Origin of the sequence: Streptomyces sp. NPDC059355 (assembly GCF_042752335.1) — a bacterium.
Taxonomy (GTDB): domain Bacteria; phylum Actinomycetota; class Actinomycetes; order Streptomycetales; family Streptomycetaceae; genus Streptomyces.
On the sequence record NZ_JBHYXN010000018.1, the window covers coordinates 1 to 23,337 of the forward strand.

25 protein-coding genes and 1 tRNA gene are annotated in these 23,337 nt (G+C 68.5%); 22 read left to right on the forward strand and 4 right to left on the reverse strand.

Annotation, left to right across the window (positions count from 1 at the left end):
- Positions 1–880: 880 nt before the first annotated feature.
- From ACFXGI_RS18590 to ACFXGI_RS18605, 4 genes are all read left to right on the forward strand, one after another.
- Positions 881–2,062 (forward strand): restriction endonuclease, encoded by a 1,182-nt coding sequence (locus ACFXGI_RS18590; RefSeq protein ID WP_384707444.1) that lies wholly within the window; start codon positions 881–883, stop codon positions 2,060–2,062.
- 28 nt (positions 2,063–2,090) lie between these two features.
- Entirely contained in the window at positions 2,091–2,801 is a 711-nt protein-coding gene (locus ACFXGI_RS18595; RefSeq protein ID WP_384707447.1) for a hypothetical protein, read from the forward strand.
- Between the two features lie 522 nt (positions 2,802–3,323).
- On the forward strand, positions 3,324–3,761 hold the full coding sequence (locus tag ACFXGI_RS18600; protein WP_384707450.1) for a GntR family transcriptional regulator: 438 nt from the start codon (positions 3,324–3,326) through the stop codon (positions 3,759–3,761).
- Positions 3,762–3,789: 28 nt separating this feature from the next.
- Complete coding sequence (locus ACFXGI_RS18605; protein WP_384707453.1) at positions 3,790–4,353, forward strand: HD domain-containing protein; 564 nt, start codon at positions 3,790–3,792, stop codon at positions 4,351–4,353.
- On the opposite strand, the gene ACFXGI_RS18610 is transcribed toward ACFXGI_RS18605, so the two are convergent.
- Both ACFXGI_RS18610 and ACFXGI_RS18615 read right to left on the reverse strand, forming a co-directional pair.
- Complete coding sequence (locus tag ACFXGI_RS18610) at positions 4,346–4,819, reverse strand: NUDIX domain-containing protein (protein ID WP_384707456.1); 474 nt, start codon at positions 4,817–4,819, stop codon at positions 4,346–4,348. The two genes, ACFXGI_RS18605 and ACFXGI_RS18610, sit on opposite strands and share 8 nt — an antisense overlap.
- Positions 4,816–5,562, reverse strand: a complete 747-nt coding sequence (locus ACFXGI_RS18615) for a helix-turn-helix domain-containing protein (protein WP_384707459.1) — start codon at positions 5,560–5,562, stop codon at positions 4,816–4,818. Before ACFXGI_RS18615 ends, ACFXGI_RS18610 begins: the two co-directional genes overlap by 4 nt.
- Positions 5,563–5,887: 325 nt before the next feature.
- Between ACFXGI_RS18615 and ACFXGI_RS18620 the strand changes: the two genes are divergently transcribed.
- The 13 genes from ACFXGI_RS18620 (at position 5,888) to ACFXGI_RS18680 (ending at position 16,157) form a co-directional block, all read left to right on the forward strand.
- A complete protein-coding gene (locus ACFXGI_RS18620) occupies positions 5,888–6,190 on the forward strand; it encodes a hypothetical protein (protein WP_384707462.1) in 303 nt (100 codons plus the stop codon).
- Positions 6,187–6,786, forward strand: a complete 600-nt coding sequence (locus ACFXGI_RS18625; protein WP_384707465.1) for a hypothetical protein — start codon at positions 6,187–6,189, stop codon at positions 6,784–6,786. The genes ACFXGI_RS18620 and ACFXGI_RS18625 overlap by 4 nt, the downstream gene beginning before the upstream one ends.
- Positions 6,783–7,790 carry a DUF2637 domain-containing protein gene (locus ACFXGI_RS18630; protein ID WP_384707468.1) on the forward strand — a complete coding sequence of 336 codons (1,008 nt, stop codon included), beginning with the start codon at positions 6,783–6,785 and terminating at the stop codon, positions 7,788–7,790. Before ACFXGI_RS18625 ends, ACFXGI_RS18630 begins: the two co-directional genes overlap by 4 nt.
- Complete coding sequence (locus ACFXGI_RS18635) at positions 7,787–8,431, forward strand: GGDEF domain-containing protein (protein ID WP_384707471.1); 645 nt, start codon at positions 7,787–7,789, stop codon at positions 8,429–8,431. Before ACFXGI_RS18630 ends, ACFXGI_RS18635 begins: the two co-directional genes overlap by 4 nt.
- On the forward strand, positions 8,431–8,814 hold the full coding sequence (locus tag ACFXGI_RS18640) for an RRQRL motif-containing zinc-binding protein (protein ID WP_384707475.1): 384 nt from the start codon (positions 8,431–8,433) through the stop codon (positions 8,812–8,814). The genes ACFXGI_RS18635 and ACFXGI_RS18640 overlap by 1 nt, the downstream gene beginning before the upstream one ends.
- 79 nt (positions 8,815–8,893) lie before the next feature.
- Positions 8,894–11,095, forward strand: coding sequence for a cell division protein FtsK (locus ACFXGI_RS18645; protein ID WP_384707477.1), 2,202 nt, complete (start codon positions 8,894–8,896; stop codon positions 11,093–11,095).
- Between the two features lie 140 nt (positions 11,096–11,235).
- Positions 11,236–11,487 (forward strand): hypothetical protein, encoded by a 252-nt coding sequence (locus ACFXGI_RS18650; RefSeq protein ID WP_384707480.1) that lies wholly within the window; start codon positions 11,236–11,238, stop codon positions 11,485–11,487.
- Between the two features lie 21 nt (positions 11,488–11,508).
- Entirely contained in the window at positions 11,509–11,703 is a 195-nt protein-coding gene (locus ACFXGI_RS18655; RefSeq protein ID WP_351298496.1) for a hypothetical protein, read from the forward strand.
- A gap of 14 nt (positions 11,704–11,717) precedes the next feature.
- The gene (locus ACFXGI_RS18660) at positions 11,718–12,308 is read left to right on the forward strand and encodes a hypothetical protein (protein ID WP_384707483.1); all 591 of its coding nucleotides are present in this window, start codon (positions 11,718–11,720) and stop codon (positions 12,306–12,308) included.
- A gap of 171 nt (positions 12,309–12,479) precedes the next feature.
- Positions 12,480–13,355 (forward strand): bifunctional DNA primase/polymerase, encoded by an 876-nt coding sequence (locus ACFXGI_RS18665; RefSeq protein WP_384707486.1) that lies wholly within the window; start codon positions 12,480–12,482, stop codon positions 13,353–13,355.
- The gene (locus ACFXGI_RS18670) at positions 13,352–14,512 is read left to right on the forward strand and encodes an AAA family ATPase (protein WP_384707489.1); all 1,161 of its coding nucleotides are present in this window, start codon (positions 13,352–13,354) and stop codon (positions 14,510–14,512) included. Before ACFXGI_RS18665 ends, ACFXGI_RS18670 begins: the two co-directional genes overlap by 4 nt.
- A complete protein-coding gene (locus tag ACFXGI_RS18675; RefSeq protein WP_366452051.1) occupies positions 14,509–14,703 on the forward strand; it encodes a helix-turn-helix domain-containing protein in 195 nt (64 codons plus the stop codon). The genes ACFXGI_RS18670 and ACFXGI_RS18675 overlap by 4 nt, the downstream gene beginning before the upstream one ends.
- A gap of 248 nt (positions 14,704–14,951) precedes the next feature.
- Complete coding sequence (locus ACFXGI_RS18680; protein ID WP_384707492.1) at positions 14,952–16,157, forward strand: tyrosine-type recombinase/integrase; 1,206 nt, start codon at positions 14,952–14,954, stop codon at positions 16,155–16,157.
- A 42-nt stretch (positions 16,158–16,199) separates the two neighbouring features.
- Here ACFXGI_RS18680 and ACFXGI_RS18685 read toward each other — a convergent pair whose 3' ends face one another.
- Entirely contained in the window at positions 16,200–17,303 is a 1,104-nt protein-coding gene (locus ACFXGI_RS18685; RefSeq protein WP_384707495.1) for a hypothetical protein, read from the reverse strand.
- Positions 17,304–17,554: 251 nt separating this feature from the next.
- Positions 17,555–17,626 (reverse strand) — tRNA-Arg (locus tag ACFXGI_RS18690).
- Positions 17,627–17,731: 105 nt separating this feature from the next.
- On the opposite strand from ACFXGI_RS18690, the gene ACFXGI_RS18695 reads away from it, so the two are divergent.
- The 5 genes from ACFXGI_RS18695 to thrC all read left to right on the forward strand — a co-directional run bounded on the left by ACFXGI_RS18695 (position 17,732) and on the right by thrC (position 23,199).
- Entirely contained in the window at positions 17,732–18,202 is a 471-nt protein-coding gene (locus tag ACFXGI_RS18695) for a response regulator (RefSeq protein ID WP_384707498.1), read from the forward strand.
- A gap of 68 nt (positions 18,203–18,270) precedes the next feature.
- Complete coding sequence (gene nrtL, locus ACFXGI_RS18700) at positions 18,271–19,251, forward strand: ArgS-related anticodon-binding protein NrtL (RefSeq protein ID WP_384707501.1); 981 nt, start codon at positions 18,271–18,273, stop codon at positions 19,249–19,251.
- A gap of 19 nt (positions 19,252–19,270) precedes the next feature.
- The gene (gene lysA / locus ACFXGI_RS18705; protein ID WP_384707504.1) at positions 19,271–20,662 is read left to right on the forward strand and encodes a diaminopimelate decarboxylase; all 1,392 of its coding nucleotides are present in this window, start codon (positions 19,271–19,273) and stop codon (positions 20,660–20,662) included.
- Positions 20,663–20,832: 170 nt separating this feature from the next.
- Positions 20,833–22,122: a homoserine dehydrogenase gene (locus tag ACFXGI_RS18710; RefSeq protein WP_384707755.1), complete on the forward strand. Its 1,290-nt coding sequence runs from the start codon at positions 20,833–20,835 to the stop codon at positions 22,120–22,122.
- Positions 22,123–22,128: 6 nt separating this feature from the next.
- Complete coding sequence (gene thrC, locus ACFXGI_RS18715) at positions 22,129–23,199, forward strand: threonine synthase (RefSeq protein WP_384707507.1); 1,071 nt, start codon at positions 22,129–22,131, stop codon at positions 23,197–23,199.
- Positions 23,200–23,337: the final 138 nt, after the last annotated feature.

Here is a 23,337-nt window from a genome sequence, read left to right on the forward strand (position 1 = left end):
GAGCTACAGACCCTCCTCGCAACATGGACCGGCGCCTGCCCCACCTGCCACCGCGACATACCCACACCAACCCCAACCTGACCAAGCCCTACTAGAGCCCCCACGGGCCACTGTCGAGCGTGTGTCCGGCCCCGGAATTTCCGGCAAAGGTCATAAAGCGGTGGTCTTGGCCGGCTATGAGCTCGACTTTCAGGGCAGCGGAGTCTTCGACGGCTGGCCCGCGTAGCCATTCCTCGAGCCGCGCTGCCACCATCACCCGTTGCCCCGGCACCCGCCTGCGGCGCACCCCCGCCGGAGGCCTGTCGGTGAGGGATGGAAGCGGCTGCCCCGTTCCTGGCCCAGAGGCCGTGCGACCTGCGGCACTCGGCGCTGTCGAGATGACTCAGCGCCGGCATCGACCCCACCGAGCGCGCCTGGCAACAGGTACACAGGGCGGCAGTTGGCTGCGCATACGCGAAGACCCCGTCTCAGCGAAGGCGCTGATGGCGGGGTCTTTGGGCACTTCCTGCGAAGTGCCCCCGGCAGGATTCGAACCTGCGCACACGGCTCCGGAGGGCACGCCTTGCGCCCGTCTGGCAAGAAGGGTGACCTGGGAGAACGGTTAGATGCACGCACTCGATCTGCTGGTTCACGCACTACTCACTCGCGCGCGGCTCTAGGGTCGTTACTGAACTGCCGGGGCGTAGTGCGTGAGCGATCGCCTGGGGACCTGAGGGACAGCAATGCGGGAGGGCCCGTGGGGTACGACACGTACTTGACGATTGGTGACCGTTGCACATTTTCGTGGCGCAAGCATGCAAGCGAGCTTCCGCGACTCCTCTTTCGGTACGACCAGCTAGTGGTTGAGCCCGACTCGGGCGACGCCCAGGGGCAGTACGCGGTGAAGTTCAGAGCAAGTGTTAGAGAAGTCCTCCTCACTCTGGAGGCTGCCGGCCTCGGTTGGAACGCCGCCGTGGCGGCCTACTCAGCTGTGCGCATGGAACGCGGAGCCGGGACGGCGAGCGTCATGTCGGAGAGCTTGGAAGAGCAGCTAGGACCTGTGGATGCGGTAAAGCGAGTTGAGGAATTTACCCGCGTTCCTCCCGAGGTCGATCTCCGCTATTTGCAAGAACTGCTCACCCGTCAGGTAGATGGAGAAAGCGTCAGTATTCTTGACGCCCTCAACTATGACGACGAGGTTCCGCATCCATTTGAGTTGTCATTCAGTTCGTACCGTGAGATGCGAAAGCTGGGCATGAAGGGAGCGGCAGAAGTATCACGAGCAGTTGAGTCGCTTCTCTACCTTCGGCTGGATGCTCCGCTCCTGGCCTGGCCACTGATCATCTGCGTGTATCTCAGCTGCCTTGACCCGGATGCCGTTGTAGAGTTCGACTTGTCGGATGATGCGGCGGACCAGTGTATGGCGGGAAATGAGGCTGATGCGAAGAAGTATGCCGCCGATTACTGGACCGGAACCGCACAGGTGCTGGCTGGGACTGCACGGTCCCTCGGTCGCCTTTTCGGTGTTCTGTCGGCATTCGACGGTAGTTTGAGTCGAGAGTTCTGGTTTGCGCGAGCAGCGGAACTGCTGGGGCAGATTCGAGTAATGAATCAATCTGGATCTCAAACGACCAAGGTGAGGGGGGATGCCCTTGAGGGACTGGTGGAGTCGCTGCTGCGGACCGAAGAGCCTGAGCTTCGCGTAATTGAGAAGAACTTCCGAACCTCAGAAGAAGAGATCGATGTCCTGGTCAGTAACGGACTGAGAGATCCTTTCTGGTCCTCCCAAGGGAGTCCGTTGATTCTCATCGAGTGCAAGAACTGGAAATCTCGGGCTGGAGTTCCTGAATTGCGTGTCTTCGAATCTAAGGTGCGGGATCGCGGTGCGCTCTGTAAAATCGGCATTTTTGTGTCGCTTGGAGGATTCACCCGACCATTCTTGGAACGGCTTAAATCTTTCCAGGAAACCGGGGGTATTATTTTCGCTCTGGATGGGGATGATGTCGCTGCGCTGGTCAGCGACAAGATGCAAGTGAGTGAATGGCTGAGGGTTAATGGAGTGAGAAGGGCTCTGGGGTCCTAAAGGCCTCCAGCTGTCGATAGAGGTGATCATGAATCTTGAACGCTGGCGGGCTGATAACAATAGAGTCGAAGGGTGGCGAGATTCGCTTGAGATAGAAATCCAAGAAAGCTCCGAGAGTCGTCGCCGCCGCCTGGAGCGCGGCGAGCTCCTCCTTCCCTCTATTGAAGAGCGGTTCGAACGTAGGGAGATCGAGGGTAAAACGGTCCTGGAGCTTCTAAGTCGTGGGCTTGACTCGAAAGCAACACGCCTGTTCCGAGGGAGGATCTCCCTTACGGTGCGTTGCAGGAAAAGGGGTCACATTCTTGCTCACGTCTATCCCACGTCCTTGCGTCCCATCGTGGTCCCTCGCGTGGCTGGTGTTAATCCAGAACATAAAGAGGGAAGGTTCAAGAATGTTGATGCGCTTAAGGAGTGGCGTGTCAATCCGGCCGCGTATGAGGCGCTTCGCTTGCGAGATCCGTGGATAACCGAGTCGACTGACTGGGAGTTCTATGAAAGGCTTTGCGAGACCTTTAAAGGTGAAACTGGGCGGCGCCTGGCGTACCTAAAGGCAACTTATTTTGATTTGCAGGGAATGGCAATCCTGGAGCCGCGCCTGCGTCAGAAAGTGGTTACGGTGGAAGGGGTTCGCTATGAGCCCTACTGGAGTTGGCTCTGCCGCTGCGGCGAGCATCGCTACCCGTGTTACCGGTTGATGGCAGCCCTTGATGAAGGGGTCCCTCAGGACTTCGCGGGATGATAAGCTACTGAGCTACAACTCCATGCACTGCCCGAGTCGTTGCGACCGAAGCTGCTTGTATCCGGATGGGCGCGGTACAGGATCCCATAGGGGGTTCTTTGCCATGCCTTCACTTGCGTCCGTGATCATGCTGGGTGGTGCACTGATCCTTCCGCGCCTGCTGATCTTCATTGTCGCTTTGGTCAGCCATCTGCGTTGGAACGTGTCAGTGAGTGATCTTGAGTGCCTGATGCGTGCTATGCACGCTCCGGCCACCTCGGAAGCCAGGCCTGAGAACCCCGAGGGCCCCTCAGCGTTGCCCGCGGCCAACAGGCCGAGCTAGTCGGTGCCCGGGATCGTGTTAAGGCGAACCTAGGCTTCCCGTTCTCGTCGTGACCCGGACAGCCCGGACAGCCATCCAGTTGGCTGTCCGGGTCATCTTCGCTGTTCAGGGCCTCAACTGGACAGTAGGACAGCCGGGACACTCCATCGGTGGGGTTGGGCGTGCGAAGCTGGAACGCGACCTGGTTGAAGGAGGTGTGTGTGCCGAGCGTCAGCCCGCGTGGGACGTTTCAGGTGATCGCTCAGGTGTTGCGCGAGCGGATCGCCGCAGGGACCTACGAGGAAGGCCTGCCTTCCGAGGCTGAGATCGGGCGGGAGTTCGGCGTAGCGCGGACGACCGTGCGGCGGGCGCTGCGGGCCCTCGAAGAGGCCGGAGACGTCAAGGCCGTTGCCGGGATTGGACGCATGCTGGCTGGCGGCAGCGATGCAGCGCCGTACGAGCGGATTGCGAACGATCTGCTGAATCAGATTCACAGTGGTGCTCTGCCAGCCGGGTCCAAGCTGCCGAGCGAGGCGCAGCTGGCCGAGCTGTACGCCGTCGCGCGTGGGACCGTCCGCCGCGCGGTGCGTGAGCTGGAAACGTCGGGGCATGTCGAAGCCCGGCACGGGGTAGGGCGCTTCGTCAGTTCTCCTTCCTGAACGCGGACATTCTTCGGAGGCGCTGGATATGCAGTTGGGCAAGTGGGCTTACGACCTTGCGGAGTCGCTGCTTGCCGAGGATCTGCCTCGGCGGTGGGCCCACTCCCAGAGGGTCTACGCCCAGGCCCTTACCTTGGTGCCCTCTCTCGGGGCTGATGCTGAGCTTCTGGCCGCTGCTGCCATTGCGCACGACGTTGGCTATGCCCGGTCCGCTGTGGACACCGGACAGCACATGATCGATGGAGCCCGGTACCTGCGCGACGTGGTCGGCGCTGACCCGCGGCTTTGCAGCATCGTGGCCTTTCACACCTCCTCGCCGTGGGAGGCATCGGAGCTTGGGCTTGAGGATGCGCTCGGCGAGTTCGGCCCTGCCGAACCGGCTCTCGTGGACGCGATCACGTATTGCGATCTGACCAGTAGCCCGGTCGGCGAGCTCGTTGACCCGATCCGCAGGCTCTCGGAGGTGCTGGAGCGATACGGGCCGGAGCATGTCGTCTTCAGGGCGGTTTCGGCTGCCAAGCCGGAACTTCTGGAACGGGTGGCCCGGGTGCGGGAGCGGCAGGCTGAGGCCGTCGCCGCGCGGCTCAGCTGATCACCGGGGCCGCCGCGTCGCGGAAGCCCTCCTCCAAACGCCGGCGCGTGGTGGGGGAGACGTCCAGGGACTCCAGCTCCGCCCGCGGAACCCATCGCACCGCGAACGATTCCGAGCTCACCCTGATCTCCCCGCCGACCGGCCGGGCGCGGAAGCAGAGTGAGAACTCCTGGCGTACCTCGCCGTCCGCGAAAGCGATGACGTGGCCCGGGTCGGTGAAGATGCCGACCAGGCCCACCACCTCCACGTGAATGCCAGTTTCCTCCAAGACCTCGCGGACGACCGTCCCCGCGATGTTCTCGCCGACCTCCTGGACGCCGCCCGGCATGCCCCAACGGCCGTTGTCGGAGCGCCGTTCGAGGAGGACGTCACCAGCGTCGTTCACCACGAAGGCAGTCACCGCCGGCACGATGCTGTTGGCCTTCGGGGCTGCGGGATCGTCGAAGTAGTCGGTACGGCGGCTCATGAGGGCCTTTCGAAGGGGACGGCTTCCTCCCACACCTTCTCGAAGCTCTGCTGGTACGTCGACACCAGCTCGGCCCCGGCCACGCGGCGCAGGCGCAGGACGGGGGCCATCGGCGCGCTGACGCCGTAGACCTGGGTGTTGACCAGCCACTCGTCATCCGAGCGGTACAGGGAGTTGTGGAGCGTGGACCGGTGCATCCGAAACTCGACTCCCGGCACTGAGTAGAGCGGGCGGTAGAGCTTCATGACCTCGCGAACCTTGTAGGCGACGCCTTCCCCGATCTCCTCCTCCTGCCCACGTCGCTGGATCTCAGGGCTCTCGGGATCACCCAGCAGGATGCGTGCGCGGACACCGGAGGCCGCTTTCAGCCGGAGTAGCTGGGGCCACCGCGGATTCTCGGCGAGGAACACGCCGGCGTGGACGAGTACGCCGATCTCTCGCTCTGCCCGGCCGAAGAGCTGCAACCACAGTTCCGGCGGGACGTACGAGCGGTGCGGATAGACCTTGAGGACCTCGGCGTCAGCCGCGTCTTTGCGCTGGCCGTCAGGGAGTCCGTTCGGCCAGAGGTACGCCTCGTCCTCACGCAGGTGAGCGGCTATCGCGAGGCGGTGGCGCCGGTATGGGGCGCGCCCCTGGGAGATCCACCGCTCCACCGTCTTGGGGTCCACGCCGACATGTTCGGCCATGGCTTCGACCGTGACGCCGTGCGTGAGCATCGCCGACCGTAACCGCTCGTTCGCCATGCCAGCTCCTAGGGACGTCCAGGGACGTACTGAACTCCCCGAACGCTATCCAGGACGTCCCAAGTCGTCCAGGGACGTGGTCACTTCGTCCCGGGCCTCGGCGGCAATCTGATGTCACGCCGAAGGGCGGCTCGAAACAGCGAAGGCCTTGACAGCCGTAGCTGGACGCATCATCGTGAGATACATGTTCAAGCATGTATCTCATGCTTGAACGGGGCGCTTCATGTGCCCTGACCTGCACTGCCTGCGTCGCGCGGCGGGACTCCCCAGCAAGGTCGCCCGCCGTCGTGGCCCTCCCTGCCCCTCCGATTTGTGGAGAGCACCTATGCGTACGTTCATCGGCGGCCAAGAGGCCGTCAGCGCGAACGACTTCGTGGAACTTGCCCTTGGCACCCCGGTTGAGCTGTGGCTCGGGGTGGAGGGCGAGAGCGAGGAGGAGCGTGCGGCCCGGCTCGACGCGGCCCGCGACATCCTCGCCGAGAACCCCACCCTGCCGGACGACGTCAGCCGGGTCGCCGCCGAGGTGATCGAGGCTTACGCGCCGGAGCTGTTCAACGTCATCCCGATCGGCCGGCCCCCGGTCGGCGCGCGTCGCCGCGCCCACTCCCGCAAGGGGGCAGCGGCATGAGCCATCTGACCCCCGAGCCGGAGGACCTCCTCGACCACACCGGCCAGCCGCGCCCGACCCAGGGCATGGACCTGGCCGAGGGCGAGATTCGGTCCGCCATGGCTTTCCACGAGGCCGGACACGCCGTCCTCGGCATCGCGTACGGGATGCACGCCGAGCGGGTCACCCTCTTCACCTGGCAGGACCCGCACCAAGGCACGCTGGTGACCGGCTCGACGAGCTGGAACGCGAGCGGCATCCGTCCGTGGCGCTTCGCCGCCCAGTGCGCCGCCGGCGAGGCCGCACAGGTTCACTTCCTGCGCGAGCAGGGGCTGTGGACGCCGAAGCGCGCTGCCGCGTTAGAGGCAGTGCACGACCGCGAGCTCGCCGTCGACGTTCTCGCTCAGTGGGGCTTTCTTCTCGGTCGTGACCACACCCCTGCCGGCGGGAAGTCCTGGGCTGTGGTGCAGGCCATCGCCGCCCGGTCCGTTGCCCTGCTCTGGCCGGGCATCACCGCGGTGGCTCACGCCCTGGAAGCGCACGACGAGCTGATCGGGGACGACGCCGCCCGCCTGGCGGGGCTGGCGAACCCTCCGGCCGCCGGGGGTGCGCGATGACCACCCTGACCATGGCGGAACGGTCGGCGGTACCGCCGCTGACCCGTCCGGAGCTGGGCCTTGCCGGTACCGGGGCTCTGGCCGCGGCCGGTGTCGGGGCACTGGGGCTGATCTCCTCGTTCGACGCGGTCTCGGCCGCAGCCGGGCGGTGGGGATTCGGCGAACCATGGATGCTCCCGGTCGGCATCGACACCGCGATCCCGGTGTTCACGGTGGCCAACTTGCTGCTGATCCGGATGGACATGGCTCTGGTGTGGGTCCGGTTCGTGCCGTGGGCGCTCACGCTGATCACGTGTGGGCTGAACATCGCGGCCGGACAAGGGCTGTGGGCCAAGGTCGCGCACGGCACGATGCCTCTGCTGTGGGTGGTCTTCTCCGAGATCGGCGCCCACATCTACGCCGTCCGCATCGGCGCCGTCACCGGCCGCCGGATGGACAAGATCCGCGCTTCCCGCTGGCTGCTCGCCTTCCCTTCCACCTTCTCCCTGTGGCGGCGGATGACCCTGTGGGAGATCACCTCTTACGCCGATGCGCTCGGGCGGGAGAAGGAGCGCCAGCTCGCTCGCGCCGACCTGCGCGAGGAGTACGGGTGGCGGTGGCGATCGAAGACCCCGCGCCGCGAACGCGTCCTGCTCCGCCTGGGGGAGCTCGCCCCCGAGAGCGACAGGGCGGCGCCCGAGCCGCCCGCGTCACCGGTGCCGTCATCCGAGCCGGAGGAGCAGGGGGCGCCCCAAGCGCCGCGCAAGCGGACCGCCCGCCCTCGGGCCAAGGCCAGGAAGCCGCTTAGGACCGCTGAGGAGCTGTTGGCCGAGGCGCGCGAGATCACGGTGGCGTGGCCTGACAGCGCGATCAATGCCGAGGCGATCCGGACGCATCTTCACTGCTCGGCCGCCAGCTCCCGGGCTCTGCGGGACCAGCTCCTCACCGACCGCGCCGCTGCCGATGCCCTGACCCTGCCCGAGAACGAGACGACCGCCGAGGTGGCCGAGGAGGTCGCAGCATGAACACCCTGGTCACCACCCTGGCGGGAGCCTTACCCGTCGCCGCCGGCTGGTCCGGACACGTTCTCTGGCTGCGCCGGCGCCTGCACACCGCCCGCCGCGACCCACTCACCGGGCTGTTGACCCGGGACGGCTTCACCCGCCGCGCTTCCGCCCTGCTCCGCGACGAGCGGGCGGTCGTGCTCCTGGCGGACGTGGACGACTTCAAGCAAATCAACGACCGCCACGGCCACGCTGCCGGTGACGCCCTGCTGAAGGCGACTGCGGACCGGCTGGCCCACTACGTCGGTGCGGCCGGGGTTGCCGGACGCCTCGGTGGCGATGAGTTCGCCGCCGTCGTCCCTGACCCGCACGGCACCGCCGAAGACCTCTTCGCTGCCCTCCACGCCGTCCTTGCCCGACCCGCCGACCCTCACCGCGCAGACGTCCGTACGACGGTCTCGCTCGGGTGGGTACGGGTAGCGGACTTCCCTGCCGATGGGCTCGCCGAACTCCTCGGCCGGGCTGATGAGGCGATGTACGCGGCCAAGCAGGCCCGCGCCGGCATCAAGCGCGCCGGCCTGGGGCGGCTGTTCGCCACGGTCGCAGGGCGCCGCTCCGGCCGACGAGGCGCCCGCACCGACACGACCGCGGCGGCGGCCTGATGAGCGCGCTCACGCTCTCCGAATGCTTTGACCCGACCGGAGCGACGTACGGGATACCGACCTACCCATGGCGCTATGCCCCGGAGGGTCTGGCAACCCGGCGGCAGCTGCGAACTGCGGGGCTACGACCGGGCGGCCAACCGGTCGCCGCACAGCTCCTGCGCCCGCGGTTCCGCCGCGAGCCGCTGGTGGCCTACCTCTACCGGGTCGACTGGGCCAAGCCCGTCCGGCCGATGACGTCCCGCAAGTGGGACGCCCTCGCCCTGGCGATGCTGGCCCGCCGCACGTGCCCGACCTGCCGCACCGACGCCGGATACGTCATCCCGCCCTCGCTCGGGGTGTGCGTGACGTGCGCCTACCCCGACGAACAGCGCGCCGCATAACTCGCCACAGCGGGACCCGGTCTCAACCGACCAAAGCAGCGGCCGGGTCCCGCAATCCCTCCCGAGAGAAGGACCCTCAGTGAAACACCCCGACGACGAGAACGAACTCTTCTCCCAACTCGAAGCCGACATGGCGGTCGACTTCGGCGCCGACGTGGTCGACCTCGACAAGGCGCGCTCCGCCCGCGCCGAGTCGCCCGACTCCGCCACCGGACCGGCCGCCGACTCGCCCCCCTTGGGGTCGGGCGACCTGTCGGCCCGACGGTTGGTCGACGGCCCGGACGTCGCTGCGCCCGGCTACCTCGGCCGACTGGCCGGGGCCAAGCGGCGGGCGATCGTCCCCGCATGGCTGCGGTCGACGGCAGAGCTGAAGACGGCGGCCAGCTGGGTGGCCCGGCACTACGCCCACCTCGCCGGCTACCACGCATTGCGCGCCCCGGTCTACGCCGGGCGCTTCACGCTCCAAGCGCCGCGCGGGGCCGTCCGGTTCGCCGGCGGAACGCTGCGGTGGGTGGCCGACCGCGAGGGCGAGCCGGTCCGACTGGCCGCCGTCCGGCGCGAGGACGTCGGCGAGTACCTCAAGCTCTCCCGCCAGCGCGACGGCCGCGTACGCCTGCGCATCCTGGTCGCCGCCCTCGCCAGCCTGGTCGGGTTAGGGGCCGCGCTCGCCCTGTACGTACTGGCCCCCGGCTGGCTCCAGGCTGTCTCCCTGGGCGCGCTGTTGCTCGCCCTCGGCGCGACCGGCGGACAGGCCGACGCCCCGGTCGTCCACAGGGCTGTGGAGATGACCAAGGCACCCAGGCTCACCTCCGACATCGTCCTGCGCGCCCTCGGCGCCCTGGGTATCGCGCCGATCAGTCAGGCGCAGGCGAAGGGCCGGGACGGCTTCACCTTCACCGCTCCCATCACCCGCGACGGCCCCGGCTGGCGGGCCGAGGGGGACCTTCCGTACGGCGTGACTGTGACGGACGTGATCGAGCGCCGCGACAAGCTCGCCTCCGGCCTGCGCCGGCCGCTCGGGTGCGTCTGGCCCGAGGCCGTCCCCGACGAGCACACCGGCCACCTCGTTCTCTGGGTGGGCGACCAGGACATGACCAAGGCCACCAAGCCCAAGTGGCCCTTGCTCACCTCGGGCGTGGTGGACCTCTTCAAGCCCGTGGCCTACGGCACCGACCAGCGCGGTCGCTGGGTGGAAGTCACCCTGATGTTCATCGCCGGTGTGATCGGCGCGATCCCCCGCATGGGCAAGACCTTCCTCCTCCGTCTGCTCCTGCTGATCGCCGCGCTGGACCCGCGGGCGGAGCTGCACACCTACGACATGAAGGGCACCGGCGACCTCGACCCGGTCGGCAACGCCGTCTCCCACCGCCACGCCGCGGGCGACGACGACGAGTCCATCGCCTACACGCTCACGGACTTCCGCGCGCTGCGGGAGGAGCTGCGGCGGCGGGTGAAGGTGATCCGCTCCCTGCCGCGGGACATCTGCCCGGAGAACAAGGTCACCAGCGGTCTCGCCGACAAGCGGTCGCTGGGGCTGCACCCGATCGTGGTCGGGGTGGACGAGTGTCAGGTGCTGTTCGAGCACGCCGAGCACGGGAAGGAGTTCGAGGAGATCGCCACCGACCTGGTCAAGCGTGGACCGGCAACGGGGATCGTGCTGCTGCTGGCCACGCAGCGGCCGGACGCGAAGTCCCTGCCCACCGGCATCTCAGCGAACGCCTCGGCCCGCTGGTGCCTGAAGGTCATGGGCCAGACCGAGAACGACATGGTCTTGGGCACCTCCTCCTACAAGCGCGGCGTGCGAGCCACGATGTTCGCTTGGGGCGACAAGGGCATCCACTACTTCATGGGTGAGGGTGCCGACGCCCGGATCGTGGCCTCCACCTACATCGACGCCCCCGGCGCCGAAGTCATCGCGGCCCGCGCCCGAACCGTCCGCGACAAGGCGGGACTCCTCACCGGCCACGCCCTCGGCGAGGCTCCTGAGGCAGTGACGGGCCCCTCGTATGACCTGCTCGCCGACATCCTCGCCGTCGTCCCGGCGGCGGAGAAGCGGGTCTGGAACGAGCGGATCGCCGCCCGCCTCGCCGACCTGCGGCCCGAGGTCTACGGCGGTTGGAAGGGCGAGAACGTCACCAGCGCCCTCAAGCCCCACGGCATCAGGACCGTCGACGTCGCCGGCACCACCGACGAAGGACAGCGCACCACCCGCCGTGGCATCGTCCGCGCCGACCTCGCGAAGGCGATTGCGGAGCGTAGTGAAAATCCCGGTGCTGCGTAGCCCCGAATCGCTGCTACCGGTAGCAGGCCAACCTGCTACCGGTAGCACCCCCGCTAGCACCTCAAACCGCACCTGATCAGGTCGCTAGCGCATAGCAGCCCACCTGCGAAAACCCCTGAATTTGGCCTGGGAGGGCTTTCATGACCCCTGCCCTGCTCGCTATCGCCTGCCTACTCGCCATCACTCTCGGTTATGCAGGCTTGTGCGCGGTCTCGCCGCTCGGGACCTGCCGCAAGTGCCGCGGCTTCGGCTTCGCCATGACCACCGACCGCAAGGGCCGCCTCAAGCGGGGCAAGCACTGCCGCCGCTGCGACGGCCACGGCAAGCGCATCCGACTCGGCCGCTGGCTCTACAACCGCGCCGTCCGCATCCACCACGCCGGCACGCGCTGACCCACCCACGGAGGTACTCGAATGATCTTCACCATCTCCGCTGTCCTGCTCTTCGGCGCCGGGTCCTACTTCGCCGTCCGCACCAAGGCTGCCGGCGCCGGTGCCGCAGTCGTCCTGTTCCTCTTCGGCTTCTTCGCCGCCGGCACCGGCGCGTACGAGCCCATCACGAACGTCGTGAAGTCCACTGCCCAGGCCCTCACCGACCTCGCCAACTAGGAAGGAGAACCCCGATGTACGAGCCGATCACCTACCAGCACTGGGCCGTCAAACTCGCGCCCAAGGCCGTCCCGGCACTGGCCACCACCACGGTCCTGACCCTGGGCCGGATGTGGAACGCCAACGGCGCCGAGCACAGCACCGGGAACGCCGCGCTCATGACCGTGCTCGCCCTCGGGGCGGCAGCGGCCGGCGGGCTGGCATCCGCGGGCCGTACCGGTGACGCGGCGCTCGCGGGAACCGCGTTCGCACTCTCCGGTGGCCTCGCCCTCGCCGGGGTCGCGGGGTACGCGGACGGTCTGTCCCTGCCGCTGTTGCTGTGGGCCCTGGCCACCACCGTCGCCTACAGCCTCGCCAACCGGTACTGGCGCACCGACCGCCGCGAATCCCTCGCCCACGACCGGCACACTGCCGCACGTCGTGAGGAGCACGCCCACGTCGAACGCGTCGAGATCCTGCGTGCGCACACGCAGATCGAGGTGGCTCGCGAGGCCTCCACGTACGCCACGGCCCTCGCCGAGGCCATGACCACCCGCGCGATGTTGCCCGGCTTCGACCCTGAGGCCCTCACCCGCGCCGGACTCCCGTCCGGCCCCACCAAGTAGATACGCCGCGGCGGCGGGACTCCCCAGCAAGGTCGCCCGCCGCCGCGGCCCTCCCCGCCTATCCGAAGACAGACAGGAGACCTCAAGCATGACCTACCTCAAGCCCGTTGCGCACCGGGGCAAGCACCAGCCCTCGCGCCACGGCTGGCCGTGGAGCTGGCGGGTGGCCGCATGAGCGCCTACGTCGGATGCCTGCACATCGCCCTCGACCTCGCCGCGCGTGGGGTGCCCGTTCTGCCGCTCAGCCGCGACAAGCGGCCCGTGGCCAACTGCCGTGCCTGCCGCGAGAACGCGTGCGGCGGCCGACCCGTCATGAAGACGCCCGGCCCCTGCCGGTGCGTGCGGCCCTGCCACGGATGGGCCGCCGCCACCACCGACCCTGAGACCCTGACCTCTGGGGCGTGGGGATGGGCGTGGCGGCAGGCGGGATCGGTCGGCTACCACCCGGGCGGCGCCGGCCTGACCGTGGTGGACCTGGACAGCCTGGAGGCAGTCGCCTGGGCCCACAACGCCCTCCCTGCCACGCGCGCAGTGTCCAGCACTCGAGGACAGCACTGGATCTACCTCGGTGCCATGGCCTCGCACAACGCGGTGCGTCCCGGAGTGGACCTGAAGTCCTCCATGGCCTACGCCCGCTGGCTCGGGCCCGGCACCGGCACCATGGTCCGCCTGCCGGATGCCGTCCGCGCCCTGTTCGCGAGGGAAGAGGCCACCTCCGCCCGCGGGCGGGTGGTCTCTTCCGTCCCCGGCCCGACCAGCTTCAACCGGGACGTCGCCGGTGGCTGCCAGCACAACGCGACCTTCATCAGTGAGGGCCTGGCCCGAGGGCTCGCCTTGATCGCTGCCAAGCGCGAGTCCGGGGCCGGAGGTCAGACATTCGGGGTCGCTCGATTCCTGGCCGCCCAGCACGCCAACTGCCCTGGCCCGTGCGCCCTCGGTCCCGTACGGGAACAGCTCGTGGCGGCCGCCGTCGCCGTGGGCGTACCCGAGCGCTATGCCGAGCGCGCCGTCGCCCGTGGTTTCGCCGACGTGGGGGCCGCTGCATGACCGCCAATCCGATCCCGCCGCTGCACCTCTACTCCGTACCGAGCGAGCAGCCCAGGGCAGATCAGGCGGGGCCGCCGAAGCGCGAGAGGCCGCGGACCGCCTGGACCGCCGATCAGCTCATGGCGACGGAGTTCCCCGAACCGAAGTGGGCCGTGCCCGGCATCCTCGCCGAGGGTGTCAGCCTCCTCGCCGGACCGCCCAAGGTCGGAAAGTCCTGGCTCTCCCTCGGGCTCGGCCTCTCCGTCGCCGCCGGCGGGCATGCCTTCGACACCGTGCCCGTCCAGGGTGGACCGGTCCTGTACCTCGCTTTGGAGGACACGCCCCGCCGCCTGCAGACCCGCATGGGAAAGCTCTTGGGCGGCCGCGCCGCGCCCGCCGGGCTCACGCTCGTAACCGAGTGCCCGCCCTTCCCCCAGGGCGGCAGCGAGGCCATCGCCCAGTGGCTGGAGCGCAATCCGGATGCCCGGATGGTCGTCATCGACGTCTTCGCCAAGATGCGGGGGCAGGCCCTTCAGGGTGTGTCCGCGTACGACGCCGATTACGTGGCCGTCGGCTACGCGAAGCGGCTCGCCGACCATTACGGCATCGCCGTCGTCCTGGTCCACCACGTCCGCAAGGCTGCCTCGGAGGATTTCCTCACCGAGGTCTCGGGGACCAACGGGATCGCCGGCGCCGCGGACGCGACGCTCGTACTCAAGCGCGCCCGCGGCCAAGCCGATGGCATCCTCCACGTCACCGGCCGCGACGTGAACGAAGCCGAGTACGCGCTCCAGTTCCAGGAGGCATCCGGGGCCTGGAAGCTCCTCGACGGGCCCGCTTCCGACCACACCGTCGGAGACACACGGGCGGCGATCCTCCGGTACGTCCGGGCTCAGCCCGGGGCCAGACCGCGAGAGATCGCCGACGGCCTCCCCGGCGTGGACGCCGACACCGTCCGCCGCACCTGCTCCCGCATGGCCGCGGACGGCCAGCTCACCAAGGACGCCGGCGGCCGCTACTTCCCGGACACCGAGGCCCGGACACACCTCACGCCGGAGGTGTCCCAGCTGTCCGACTGTCCGGCCGACCGATCTGACCTGCGGAAAACACCCGGACAGTCAAAACGTGAGCTGTCCGGGGTGTCCGGTCCGACCGATACCGAAGGGGCATCTCAGTGAGCGCGCGTGCCGTGCACGACAAGATGACCGTCAAAGAGGTCATCGCCGATCTGAGGGTCGCGCCCTCGACCTTCTACCGATGGCTGCAACTGGGGAAGGCTCCCCGCCCGATCAAGCTCCCCAACGGGGACCTGCGATTCCGCCGCTCCGAGTACGAGCGCTGGCTTTCCGCGCGGGAGGATGCCGCGTGATCCACCGCAGTTCCGGTGACGACTCGGGGGCCCACGGGAGTGGGCGCCCGGGTGGTCTCTTCACCGAAGAGCTCTCCACCAATGTGCGGCTCTGGAAAATCATGCAGATCAGGAGCAAAAGGGCTCCTTACCAGCTCCGATGGACAGTTGACGGCCGCGTGAAAACGGCCAGCTTCGCCACGTTCACTCTCGCGGACAGTCGCCGTTCCCAATTGCGTCATGCGATGACCTGCGGCGAGGCATTCGGTGTGGACTCTGGACTTCCCGTCTCGGAACTCAGGGCCCAGGCCGAGAAGAAATCGGAGAAGGGGGACCTGAACTGGTGGGCGTTCTCCCGTGAGTACATGGCCGTTCGGTGGCGTACCGCGGCGGCCAAGACCAGGGAAGGACTGGCGGACAGCCTCGCCACCGTCGCTATCGCCATGGCGGGGGAGGGCAGCAAAGCTCCGCGACCTGAAGATGTACGGCTCGCCGTCCGCTGGGCCGTCGTCCCGAGCCATGCGGAGCAGGACCCGCCACCAGAGCTTCGCGCCGCGGCCCGATGGCTCGCGGAGAAGTCCCTCCCGCTGTCCGCGCTCCAGGACACCCGCGTGGTTCGTGACGTCCACTACCGGCTCGCCTTCAAGCTGGACGACTCCCCGGCGGCCGCGGAGACCTACAAACGCCGTCGCCGCGGCTTCAACACGGCCATGGAGTACGCCATCCAGGAGGGCTACCTCCAGCGAAATCCCCTCGCGGGCGTGAAGCGGCCTGCGACTGCCGGCAGTGGAGTCGTGGATCCACGCGTTCTCGTGAACGAGCTACAGGGGCGCCAACTGCTCACTGCTGTCTCATACGTCGGCTCGGTCCACCGGAACAGGGGGCGCAGGCTCATCGCGTTTTTCGCCTGCATGCTCTATTCGGCGACCAGGCCGGCGGAGGCGGTGGGGCTCACTCTCCCGCAATGCCATCTCCCCGAATCAGGGTGGGGAATGCTGACCTTGAAAGAGACCCGCCCGGTCTCGGGTCGGAAATGGACGGATTCAGGAGAACGCCACGACCGGCGCGGCCTGAAGTCCCGCGAGGCGGACAAGGACCGGCCGGTGCCGATCCCGCCGGTCCTGGTGGCCCTCCTGCGTGCACATGTGGCGGAGTTCGGCACGGCGCCGGACGGGCGGCTCTTCTCCAACGAGCGCGGGGGAGTCCTCGGCAGCTCCAGCTACTGGCGTGTCTGGCAGGAGGCCAGGGAACTGGCCCTGCCGCCGGACAAGGCGGCTTCGCCCCTCGCACGGCGCCCGTACGACCTCCGGTCGACGTGCATCACCAACTGGCTCCGCGCCGGCCTGCCCGTGGCCGAGGTGGCCCGCCGGGCGGGCAACTCCCCGGAGGTCATCCACCGCAACTACGCCGGCTGCCTCGACGACAGCGAGGAGGACAACAACAGGAAGATCGAACAGACGATGGGCTGGGTCTGAGGCCCTGCTGAGGTGGGATGGAGGAACTCGCTCCATCTCACCTCAGCGAGATTCCGCCCAGTCGTTAAGCCCCCGAGCCGTGGCGTGCGCGCACCGGTCGACCAGCGCGCTGAGCGAACCGTAGTCATGCTCCGGGAAGTAGACAGGGACGAGACCGAAGAGCGGTTCCGCAATGTCTAGGGACGACGCTGTCGATCTGGGGTCGTAGTGCACCAGGGTGTTTCGGAAGCCCCTAGTTGCCCCGTCCGTTATGGCTACTGCCTCGGGTGCTCCGGTAATTCGTTCCAGGGCGGACCTCGAAGAATCGGAGAGTCTCTGATCTGGGTCATTGCCGAGCCGAGTGAGGCTTGCCAGCACATGGTAGAGCGTGACGTAGCGGATCTTGAATACGCTGTATTCGAGGTCGAGGGGATTGGATCCTGTGACCAGTAGAGAGGTTACGAAGTTCACCTTCGCCTGGCAGACCGTCAGGAGGCTATTGAGCGTGGGTGCTTCGTTTCCGCCGAAGACGCGCCGGTAGTATTTATCTGCCCTGACCTCCGAATCGTTTAGCATCCTTCCTGTCGCGTGGCTCACGAACGTCTTTGGGCCCTCCGCGTCGGTCGATGCCCCCAAGGCGCCTAGGCAGCGGCCCATCTGCTGCATGATCGACCTGACGTAGGCCTCGCCGTTCTCCGCGAAGAGGAGCTTCGGTTCAATCCCGAGATGGAAGGCGGCTGAATGGTTGGTGCAGACCAAGGCGTCGCCGTAAGTGAAGAGGCTTAGGTCGACTTCGAGGAACCTCGCAAGTCGAAGCCAAGTATTTCCCAGGAAGTGATCCGCGTGGGTTCCGATGATCTCGTTTCGATAGAATTCGAGCTGCCCAGCAACCCAACGCTGATTATCTTCAAACAGCTTCAGGCTATTACGGGAGCGGGCGCAAACCTCCGCTGCTTCCGCCGAGAAGTCCAGGGGCGGGGAGGGTGTGATCATGTCGATCTTTGCGCGAGCCTCATGGATGACGAGGGAGAAGAAGGGTGTCATGCAGAGGGAGGCCACGCCGGCCAGCTTCGCCTGTCGCGGATCGGAGAGCGCACCCAAGACCCGACCCATGTAGTTGGCGTCCTGCGCGACTCCTGCGCTGACAACTTCTTCCCTCGTGGGCAAGGCGGGCCCCCTCGTTGCTCGTGGAGTAGTGGACGATGCCCCGCGCGGAGGGGGTGCCGCAACAGGGTTGTGTGCTGAGCGCTCGCCGGCGTCGACGGCCGTGACGGCGGGTTCGGCTGCTCGCTCACGCACCACTCACGCGAGAACAGTGAGAGACAACGAGAAAGCCCCGGACTCAGTGGGACTGAGTTCGGGGCTTCTTCTTTGGCACTTGCGCTGGTCAGCGGGTGTTCTCGCTGGTCCTTGCGAAGTGCCCCCGGCAGGATTCGAACCTGCGCACACGGCTCCGGAGGCCGTTGCTCTATCCCCTGAGCTACGGGGGCGCGTCGCTCGCGTTGCGGCGACGGGTTGAACACTACCAGCTTCCGCGGGGTGATCAGGAACCGATTACGGGGGTTCGGGGCGCGGGTCGCTCGGAGGGGGTGGAAGTGGCAAAAACCCGGACGCGGGGGCTTAGGGCAACCTACTCTCGAGTTGTGCCAGGCGCCTCGGGCCGGGTGCTTGTTGTCGACGACAACAAGGTCATCCGGCAGCTGATCAAGGTCAATCTCGAGCTGGAGGGCTTCGAGGTCGTGACCGCGAACGATGGTGTCGAGTGCCTGGACATCGTGCACGACGTGTGTCCCGATGTGATCACCCTTGATGTGGTCATGCCCCGTTTGGACGGGTTCGCGACCGCCGTGCAGCTGCGCGCCGATCCGCGGACGCGGCATCTGCCCCTCGCCATCGTGAGCGCCTGTACGCAGTACGAGGTGGAGGCCGGGATCGAGACTGCGGTAGATGCCTTCCTCGCCAAACCCTTCGAGCCCGCCGAGCTCGTACGGGTCGTACGCCGGCTCGTCGAGCGCAAGGACCGGCGCGAGCGGAAGGGCGCGCCGGCCGGGCGGGGGAGAGAGTAGCGCCGGGCACCTGTTCACATGGCGAAACCGTTCGCGGGATGGGCGGGCTTCTCCCCTAGGCTGGTCCCGTGACCCCCGCCGACCTCTCCAGCACCGTCGCACGCGCCGTGCGCCGCGCCGTCGAGGACGGGGAGCTGCCGGCCGCGGCGGACGTGCCCGAGCGGGTCGTCATCGAGCGGACCAGGCCCGGGGGAGTGGGCGACTACGCCACCCCCGTCGCGTTCCAGGTCGCCCGGGCCGCCCGCCGGCCCCCCGCAGAGGTCGCCCGGGTGATCGCCGAAGGCCTGGCCGCGGAGCCCGGGATCGAGCGCGTGGAGATCACGGGCGCCGGCTTCCTGAACTTCACCCTCGCCCCCCGCGCCGCCGCCGACCTCGTCCGCGAAGTGCTGTCGCGCGGACCGCGCTACGGGTACGCGGACGACGCCGTCGAGACGGAGCCCTTCTGCTGGGCCCGCACCGCCGAGTTCCGCCGGCGCGCCGTCCACGAGGCCGTCGTACGCATGCTGCGCAGCCAGGGACGGGGAGACGGCGGCGCGCCGCCCGGCGTCGCGCCCGTCGCGCGCCGCGACGGGGACGTGGTCGCGGCCTACGGGCGCGATGCCGCCGGCTGGGCCGTGCTCGCCGTTCCGGCCCGCGAGACCCCCCAGTTCGGGGCCGGACTCCTGGTCCAGGACGAGTCCAGCGAGTTCTTCCTCGTGCGGTACGCAGACGCCCGCGCCAAGGCCCTCGGCCGCGGCGCCGCCCGCCTCGGCTTCGGCGCCGAGCCCGGCGAGACCGACGCGCCCGGCGCCCCCGAACTGCTGCGCCTGATCGCCGAGTACCCCCTCGTACTGGAAGCCGCCGCGCATCGGCGGGCGCCGGAGCAGCTCGTCCGGTTCCTCGTACGCGTCGCCGACGAACTGCTCGATTTTCAGCACTGCGTCCTGCCCGAGGGGGACGAGAAACCCTCGGCCGCCCACCGCGCCCGGCTGGCTCTTGCCGAAGCCGCCGGGACGGTGCTGGCCGGCGGCCTGGCCCTTCTCGGCATAGACGCACCTGACTGCCTGTGATCTGCGAAGAGAGATACCGATGAGCCGTTCCGCGCACCCCGCCGGGCCCCGCCACGCCGACGTCCTGCCCGAGGGCCACTACTCCCCGCCGCCCGCCGACCTCAACGCGCTCGACGAGAAGGTCTGGGCCCGCACCGTACGGCGGGACGGCGACGGGGTGGTGACCGTGGGCGGCATGCCCGTCACCGCGCTCGCCGAGGAGTTCGGGACGCCCGCCTACTTCCTCGACGAAGAGGACTTCCGGGCCCGGTGCCGCGCCTGGGCGCACGCCTTCGGACCCGACGCCGACGTGTTCTACGCGGGCAAGGCGTTCCTCTCCAAGGCCGTCGTGAAGTGGCTGCGGGAAGAAGGGCTCAACCTCGACGTCTGCTCCGGCGGCGAGCTGACCACCGCCCTCGCCGCCGGCATGCCCGCCGAGCGGATCGCCTTCCACGGGAACAACAAGTCCGCGGCCGAGATCACCCGGGCCGTCACCGCCGGCGTCGGCCGGATCGTCCTCGACTCCTTCCAGGAGATCGCCCGCGTCGCGCACATCGCCCGTGAGCTGGGCGTACGCCAGCCCGTCCAGATCCGCGTGACCGTCGGCGTCGAAGCGCACACGCACGAGTTCATCGCCACCGCGCACGAGGACCAGAAGTTCGGCATCGCCGTCGCCGACGGCTCCGCCGCCGAGGCCGTACGGCGCGCCCTCGGGCACGACAGCCTCGAGCTGCTCGGCGTCCACTCCCACATCGGCTCGCAGATCTTCGACATGGCCGGCTTCGAGGTCTCCGCGAAGCGCGTGGTGCGGCTGCTGGCCGCCGTACGGGACGAGCACGGCGTCGAGCTCCCCGAGATCGACCTCGGCGGCGGCCTCGGCATCGCGTACACCGCCTCCGACGACCCGCGCGAGCCCCACGAGATCGCCAAGGCCCTGCACGAGATCGTCGCCCGGGAGTGCGAGTCCGCCGGCCTGCGCGCGCCCCGCATCTCCGTCGAGCCCGGTCGCGCCATCGTCGGCCCCACCGCCTTCACCCTCTACGAGGTCGGCACGATCAAGCCGCTCGAAGGGCTGCGCACGTACGTCTCCGTCGACGGCGGCATGTCGGACAACATCCGCACCGCCCTCTACGACGCCGAGTACGCCGTCACCCTCGTCTCCCGCGTCTCCGACGCCGAGCCCATGCTCGTCCGCGTCGTCGGCAAGCACTGCGAGAGCGGTGACATCGTGGTGAAGGACGCCTTCCTGCCGGCCGACCTGGCCCCGGGGGACCTCCTCGCCGTACCCGCCACGGGGGCGTACTGCCGCTCCATGGCCAGCAACTACAACCACGCGCTCCGCCCGCCCGTCGTCGCGGTGCGCGACGGCCAGGCGCGGGTGATCGTCCGGCGCGAGACGGAGGAAGATCTCCTGCGTCTCGACCTCGGATGATCCGGTTATTTCTGGGGGAAGCCCCCATACCCCCAAAATAGGTGCCGATAGGTGTCTCACTCAATGGACCGAGGATGGAAAGTCCTGTCCATTGAGTGAGACTGGTTGAGACCTGGCGCGCAACCCGCGCGCCGGGTGGTGATGGAAGACCGAAAGGCGTAGGTCGAATGATGCGTACGCGTCCGCTGAAGGTGGCGCTGCTGGGCTGTGGAGTGGTCGGCTCAGAGGTGGCGCGCATCATGACGACGCACGCCGACGACCTCACGCAGAGGATCGGCGCGCCCGTCGAGCTCGCCGGCGTGGCCGTGCGCCGCCCCTCCAAGGTGCGCGAGGGCATCGACCCCGCCCTGGTCACCACCGATGCGACCGCCCTCCTCAAACGCGGTGACATCGACATCGCGATCGAGGTCATCGGCGGCATCGAGCCCGCCCGCACCCTCATCACCACCGCCTTCGAGCACGGCATCTCCGTCGTCTCGGCGAACAAGGCGCTGCTCGCCCAGGACGGCGCCGCGCTGCACGCCGCAGCCGAGGCGGGCGGGCTGGACCTGTACTACGAGGCCGCCGTCGCCGGCGCCATCCCGCTGGTCCGCCCGATGCGCGAGTCCCTCGCCGGCGACAAGATCAACCGGGTCATGGGCATCGTCAACGGCACGACGAACTTCATCCTCGACAAGATGGACTCCACCGGCGCCGGGTACCAGGAGGCGCTCGACGAGGCCACCGCCCTCGGGTACGCCGAGGCCGACCCCACCGCCGACGTCGAGGGCTACGACGCCGCCGCCAAGGCCGCGATCCTGGCGGGCATCGCCTTCCACACCCGGGTCCGCCTCGACGACGTCTACCGCGAGGGCATGACCGAGGTCAGCGCCGCCGACTTCGCCTCCGCCAAGCGCATGGGCTGCACCATCAAGCTCCTCGCGATCCTGGAGCGCGCCGCCGACGGCGAGTCCGTCACCGCCCGCGTGCATCCGGCGATGATCCCGCTGACCCACCCGCTCGCCTCCGTCCGCGAGGCGTACAACGCCGTCTTCGTCGAGGCGGAGGCCGCCGGGCAGCTCATGTTCTACGGGCCCGGCGCGGGCGGTTCGCCGACCGCGTCGGCGGTCCTGGGCGACCTCGTCGCCGTCTGCCGCAACAAGCTCGCCGAGGCAACGGGGCCCGGCGAGTCGGCCTACACCCAGCTGCCGGTCAGCCCCATGGGCGACGTCGTCACGCGGTACCACATCAGCCTCGATGTGGCCGACAAGCCGGGCGTCCTCGCCCAGGTGGCGACGACGTTCGCGGAGCACGGTGTCTCCATCGACACCGTCCGCCAGCAGGGCAAGGACGGCGAGGCCTCCCTCGTCGTCGTCACCCACCGCGCGCCCGACGCCGCCCTCTCCGGGACCGTCGAGGCACTGCGGAAGCTGGACACCGTGCGCGGTGTCGCCAGCATCATGCGTGTTGAAGGGGAGTAAGGACCCATGAGCAGCAATCGCACCCACCAGTGGCGCGGCATCATCGAGGAGTACCGGGACCGCCTGCCGGTGACGGACACGACTCCCGTGGTCACGCTCCGCGAGGGTGGCACTCCCCTCGTCCCCGCGCAGGTGCTCTCCGAGCGCACCGGCTGCGAGGTCCACCTCAAGGTCGAGGGCGCGAACCCCACCGGGTCCTTCAAGGACCGCGGCATGACCATGGCGATCACCAAGGCCAAGGAGGACGGCGCCAAGGCCGTCATCTGCGCCTCCACGGGCAACACCTCGGCCTCCGCCGCCGCGTACGCGGTGCGTGCCGGCATGGTCTCGGCCGTCCTCGTGCCCCGCGGCAAGATCGCGCTCGGCAAGATGGGCCAGGCGCTCGTGCACGGCGCCAAGATCCTCCAGGTGGACGGCAACTTCGACGACTGCCTGGACCTGGCCCGCGCGCTGTCCGACAACTACCCGGTCGCGCTGGTCAATTCCGTGAACCCGGTGCGCATCGAGGGCCAGAAGACGGCCGCGTTCGAGATCGTCGACGCGCTCGGCGACGCCCCCGACATCCACGTGCTGCCCGTCGGCAACGCCGGCAACATCACCGCGTACTGGAAGGGCTTCAAGGAGTACAAGGCCGATGGCCTGGCCTCCCGTACGCCCCGCGTGTGGGGTTTCCAGGCCTCCGGCTCCGCGCCCATCGTGCGCGGCGAGATCGTCAAGGAACCGCACACCATCGCCACCGCGATCCGCATCGGCAACCCGGCCTCGTGGGACTACGCGCTCGCCGCGCGCGACGAGTCGGGCGGCTTCATCGACGAGGTGACGGACCGCCAGATCCTGGCCGCCTACCGCCTGTTGGCCGCGCAGGAGGGCGTCTTCGTCGAGCCCGCCTCGGCGGCGTCCGTGGCGGGCCTGCTCAAGGCCGCCGAGCTGGGGCTGGTCGACCCGGGCCAGCAGATCGTGTGCACCGTGACCGGAAACGGCCTCAAGGACCCCGACTGGGCCGTCGCCGGCGCCCCGCAGCCGGCCACCGTCCCGGTGGACGCGGAGGCCGCGGCCATCCGCCTCGGCCTGATCTGACCCGGTCGGACCGCGGTTCGACCGCAATACCCCAGTTGCGGGGGTGCGGAAGTGCGGCACGCGGGGGGGGGGCTGCCGCCACAACGTCGCGACATCCCCAAAGTAAACAGGCTGAGGAGGCGAGCACCCGACGACCCC

Coding starts and splice junctions, on each gene's coding strand:
- ACFXGI_RS18595 (WP_384707447.1), top strand. CDS start 2,091: ATGAATCTTGAACGCTGGCGGGCTGATAACAATAGAGTCGAAGGGTGG.
- ACFXGI_RS18605 (WP_384707453.1), top strand. CDS start 3,790: ATGCAGTTGGGCAAGTGGGCTTACGACCTTGCGGAGTCGCTGCTTGCC.
- ACFXGI_RS18610 (WP_384707456.1), bottom strand. CDS start 4,819: ATGAGCCGCCGTACCGACTACTTCGACGATCCCGCAGCCCCGAAGGCC.
- ACFXGI_RS18615 (WP_384707459.1), bottom strand. CDS start 5,562: ATGGCGAACGAGCGGTTACGGTCGGCGATGCTCACGCACGGCGTCACG.
- ACFXGI_RS18620 (WP_384707462.1), top strand. CDS start 5,888: ATGCGTACGTTCATCGGCGGCCAAGAGGCCGTCAGCGCGAACGACTTC.
- ACFXGI_RS18625 (WP_384707465.1), top strand. CDS start 6,187: ATGAGCCATCTGACCCCCGAGCCGGAGGACCTCCTCGACCACACCGGC.
- ACFXGI_RS18630 (WP_384707468.1), top strand. CDS start 6,783: ATGACCACCCTGACCATGGCGGAACGGTCGGCGGTACCGCCGCTGACC.
- ACFXGI_RS18635 (WP_384707471.1), top strand. CDS start 7,787: ATGAACACCCTGGTCACCACCCTGGCGGGAGCCTTACCCGTCGCCGCC.
- ACFXGI_RS18640 (WP_384707475.1), top strand. CDS start 8,431: ATGAGCGCGCTCACGCTCTCCGAATGCTTTGACCCGACCGGAGCGACG.
- ACFXGI_RS18650 (WP_384707480.1), top strand. CDS start 11,236: ATGACCCCTGCCCTGCTCGCTATCGCCTGCCTACTCGCCATCACTCTC.
- ACFXGI_RS18655 (WP_351298496.1), top strand. CDS start 11,509: ATGATCTTCACCATCTCCGCTGTCCTGCTCTTCGGCGCCGGGTCCTAC.
- ACFXGI_RS18660 (WP_384707483.1), top strand. CDS start 11,718: ATGTACGAGCCGATCACCTACCAGCACTGGGCCGTCAAACTCGCGCCC.
- ACFXGI_RS18665 (WP_384707486.1), top strand. CDS start 12,480: ATGAGCGCCTACGTCGGATGCCTGCACATCGCCCTCGACCTCGCCGCG.
- ACFXGI_RS18670 (WP_384707489.1), top strand. CDS start 13,352: ATGACCGCCAATCCGATCCCGCCGCTGCACCTCTACTCCGTACCGAGC.
- lysA (WP_384707504.1), top strand. CDS start 19,271: ATGAGCCGTTCCGCGCACCCCGCCGGGCCCCGCCACGCCGACGTCCTG.
- ACFXGI_RS18710 (WP_384707755.1), top strand. CDS start 20,833: ATGCGTACGCGTCCGCTGAAGGTGGCGCTGCTGGGCTGTGGAGTGGTC.
- thrC (WP_384707507.1), top strand. CDS start 22,129: ATGAGCAGCAATCGCACCCACCAGTGGCGCGGCATCATCGAGGAGTAC.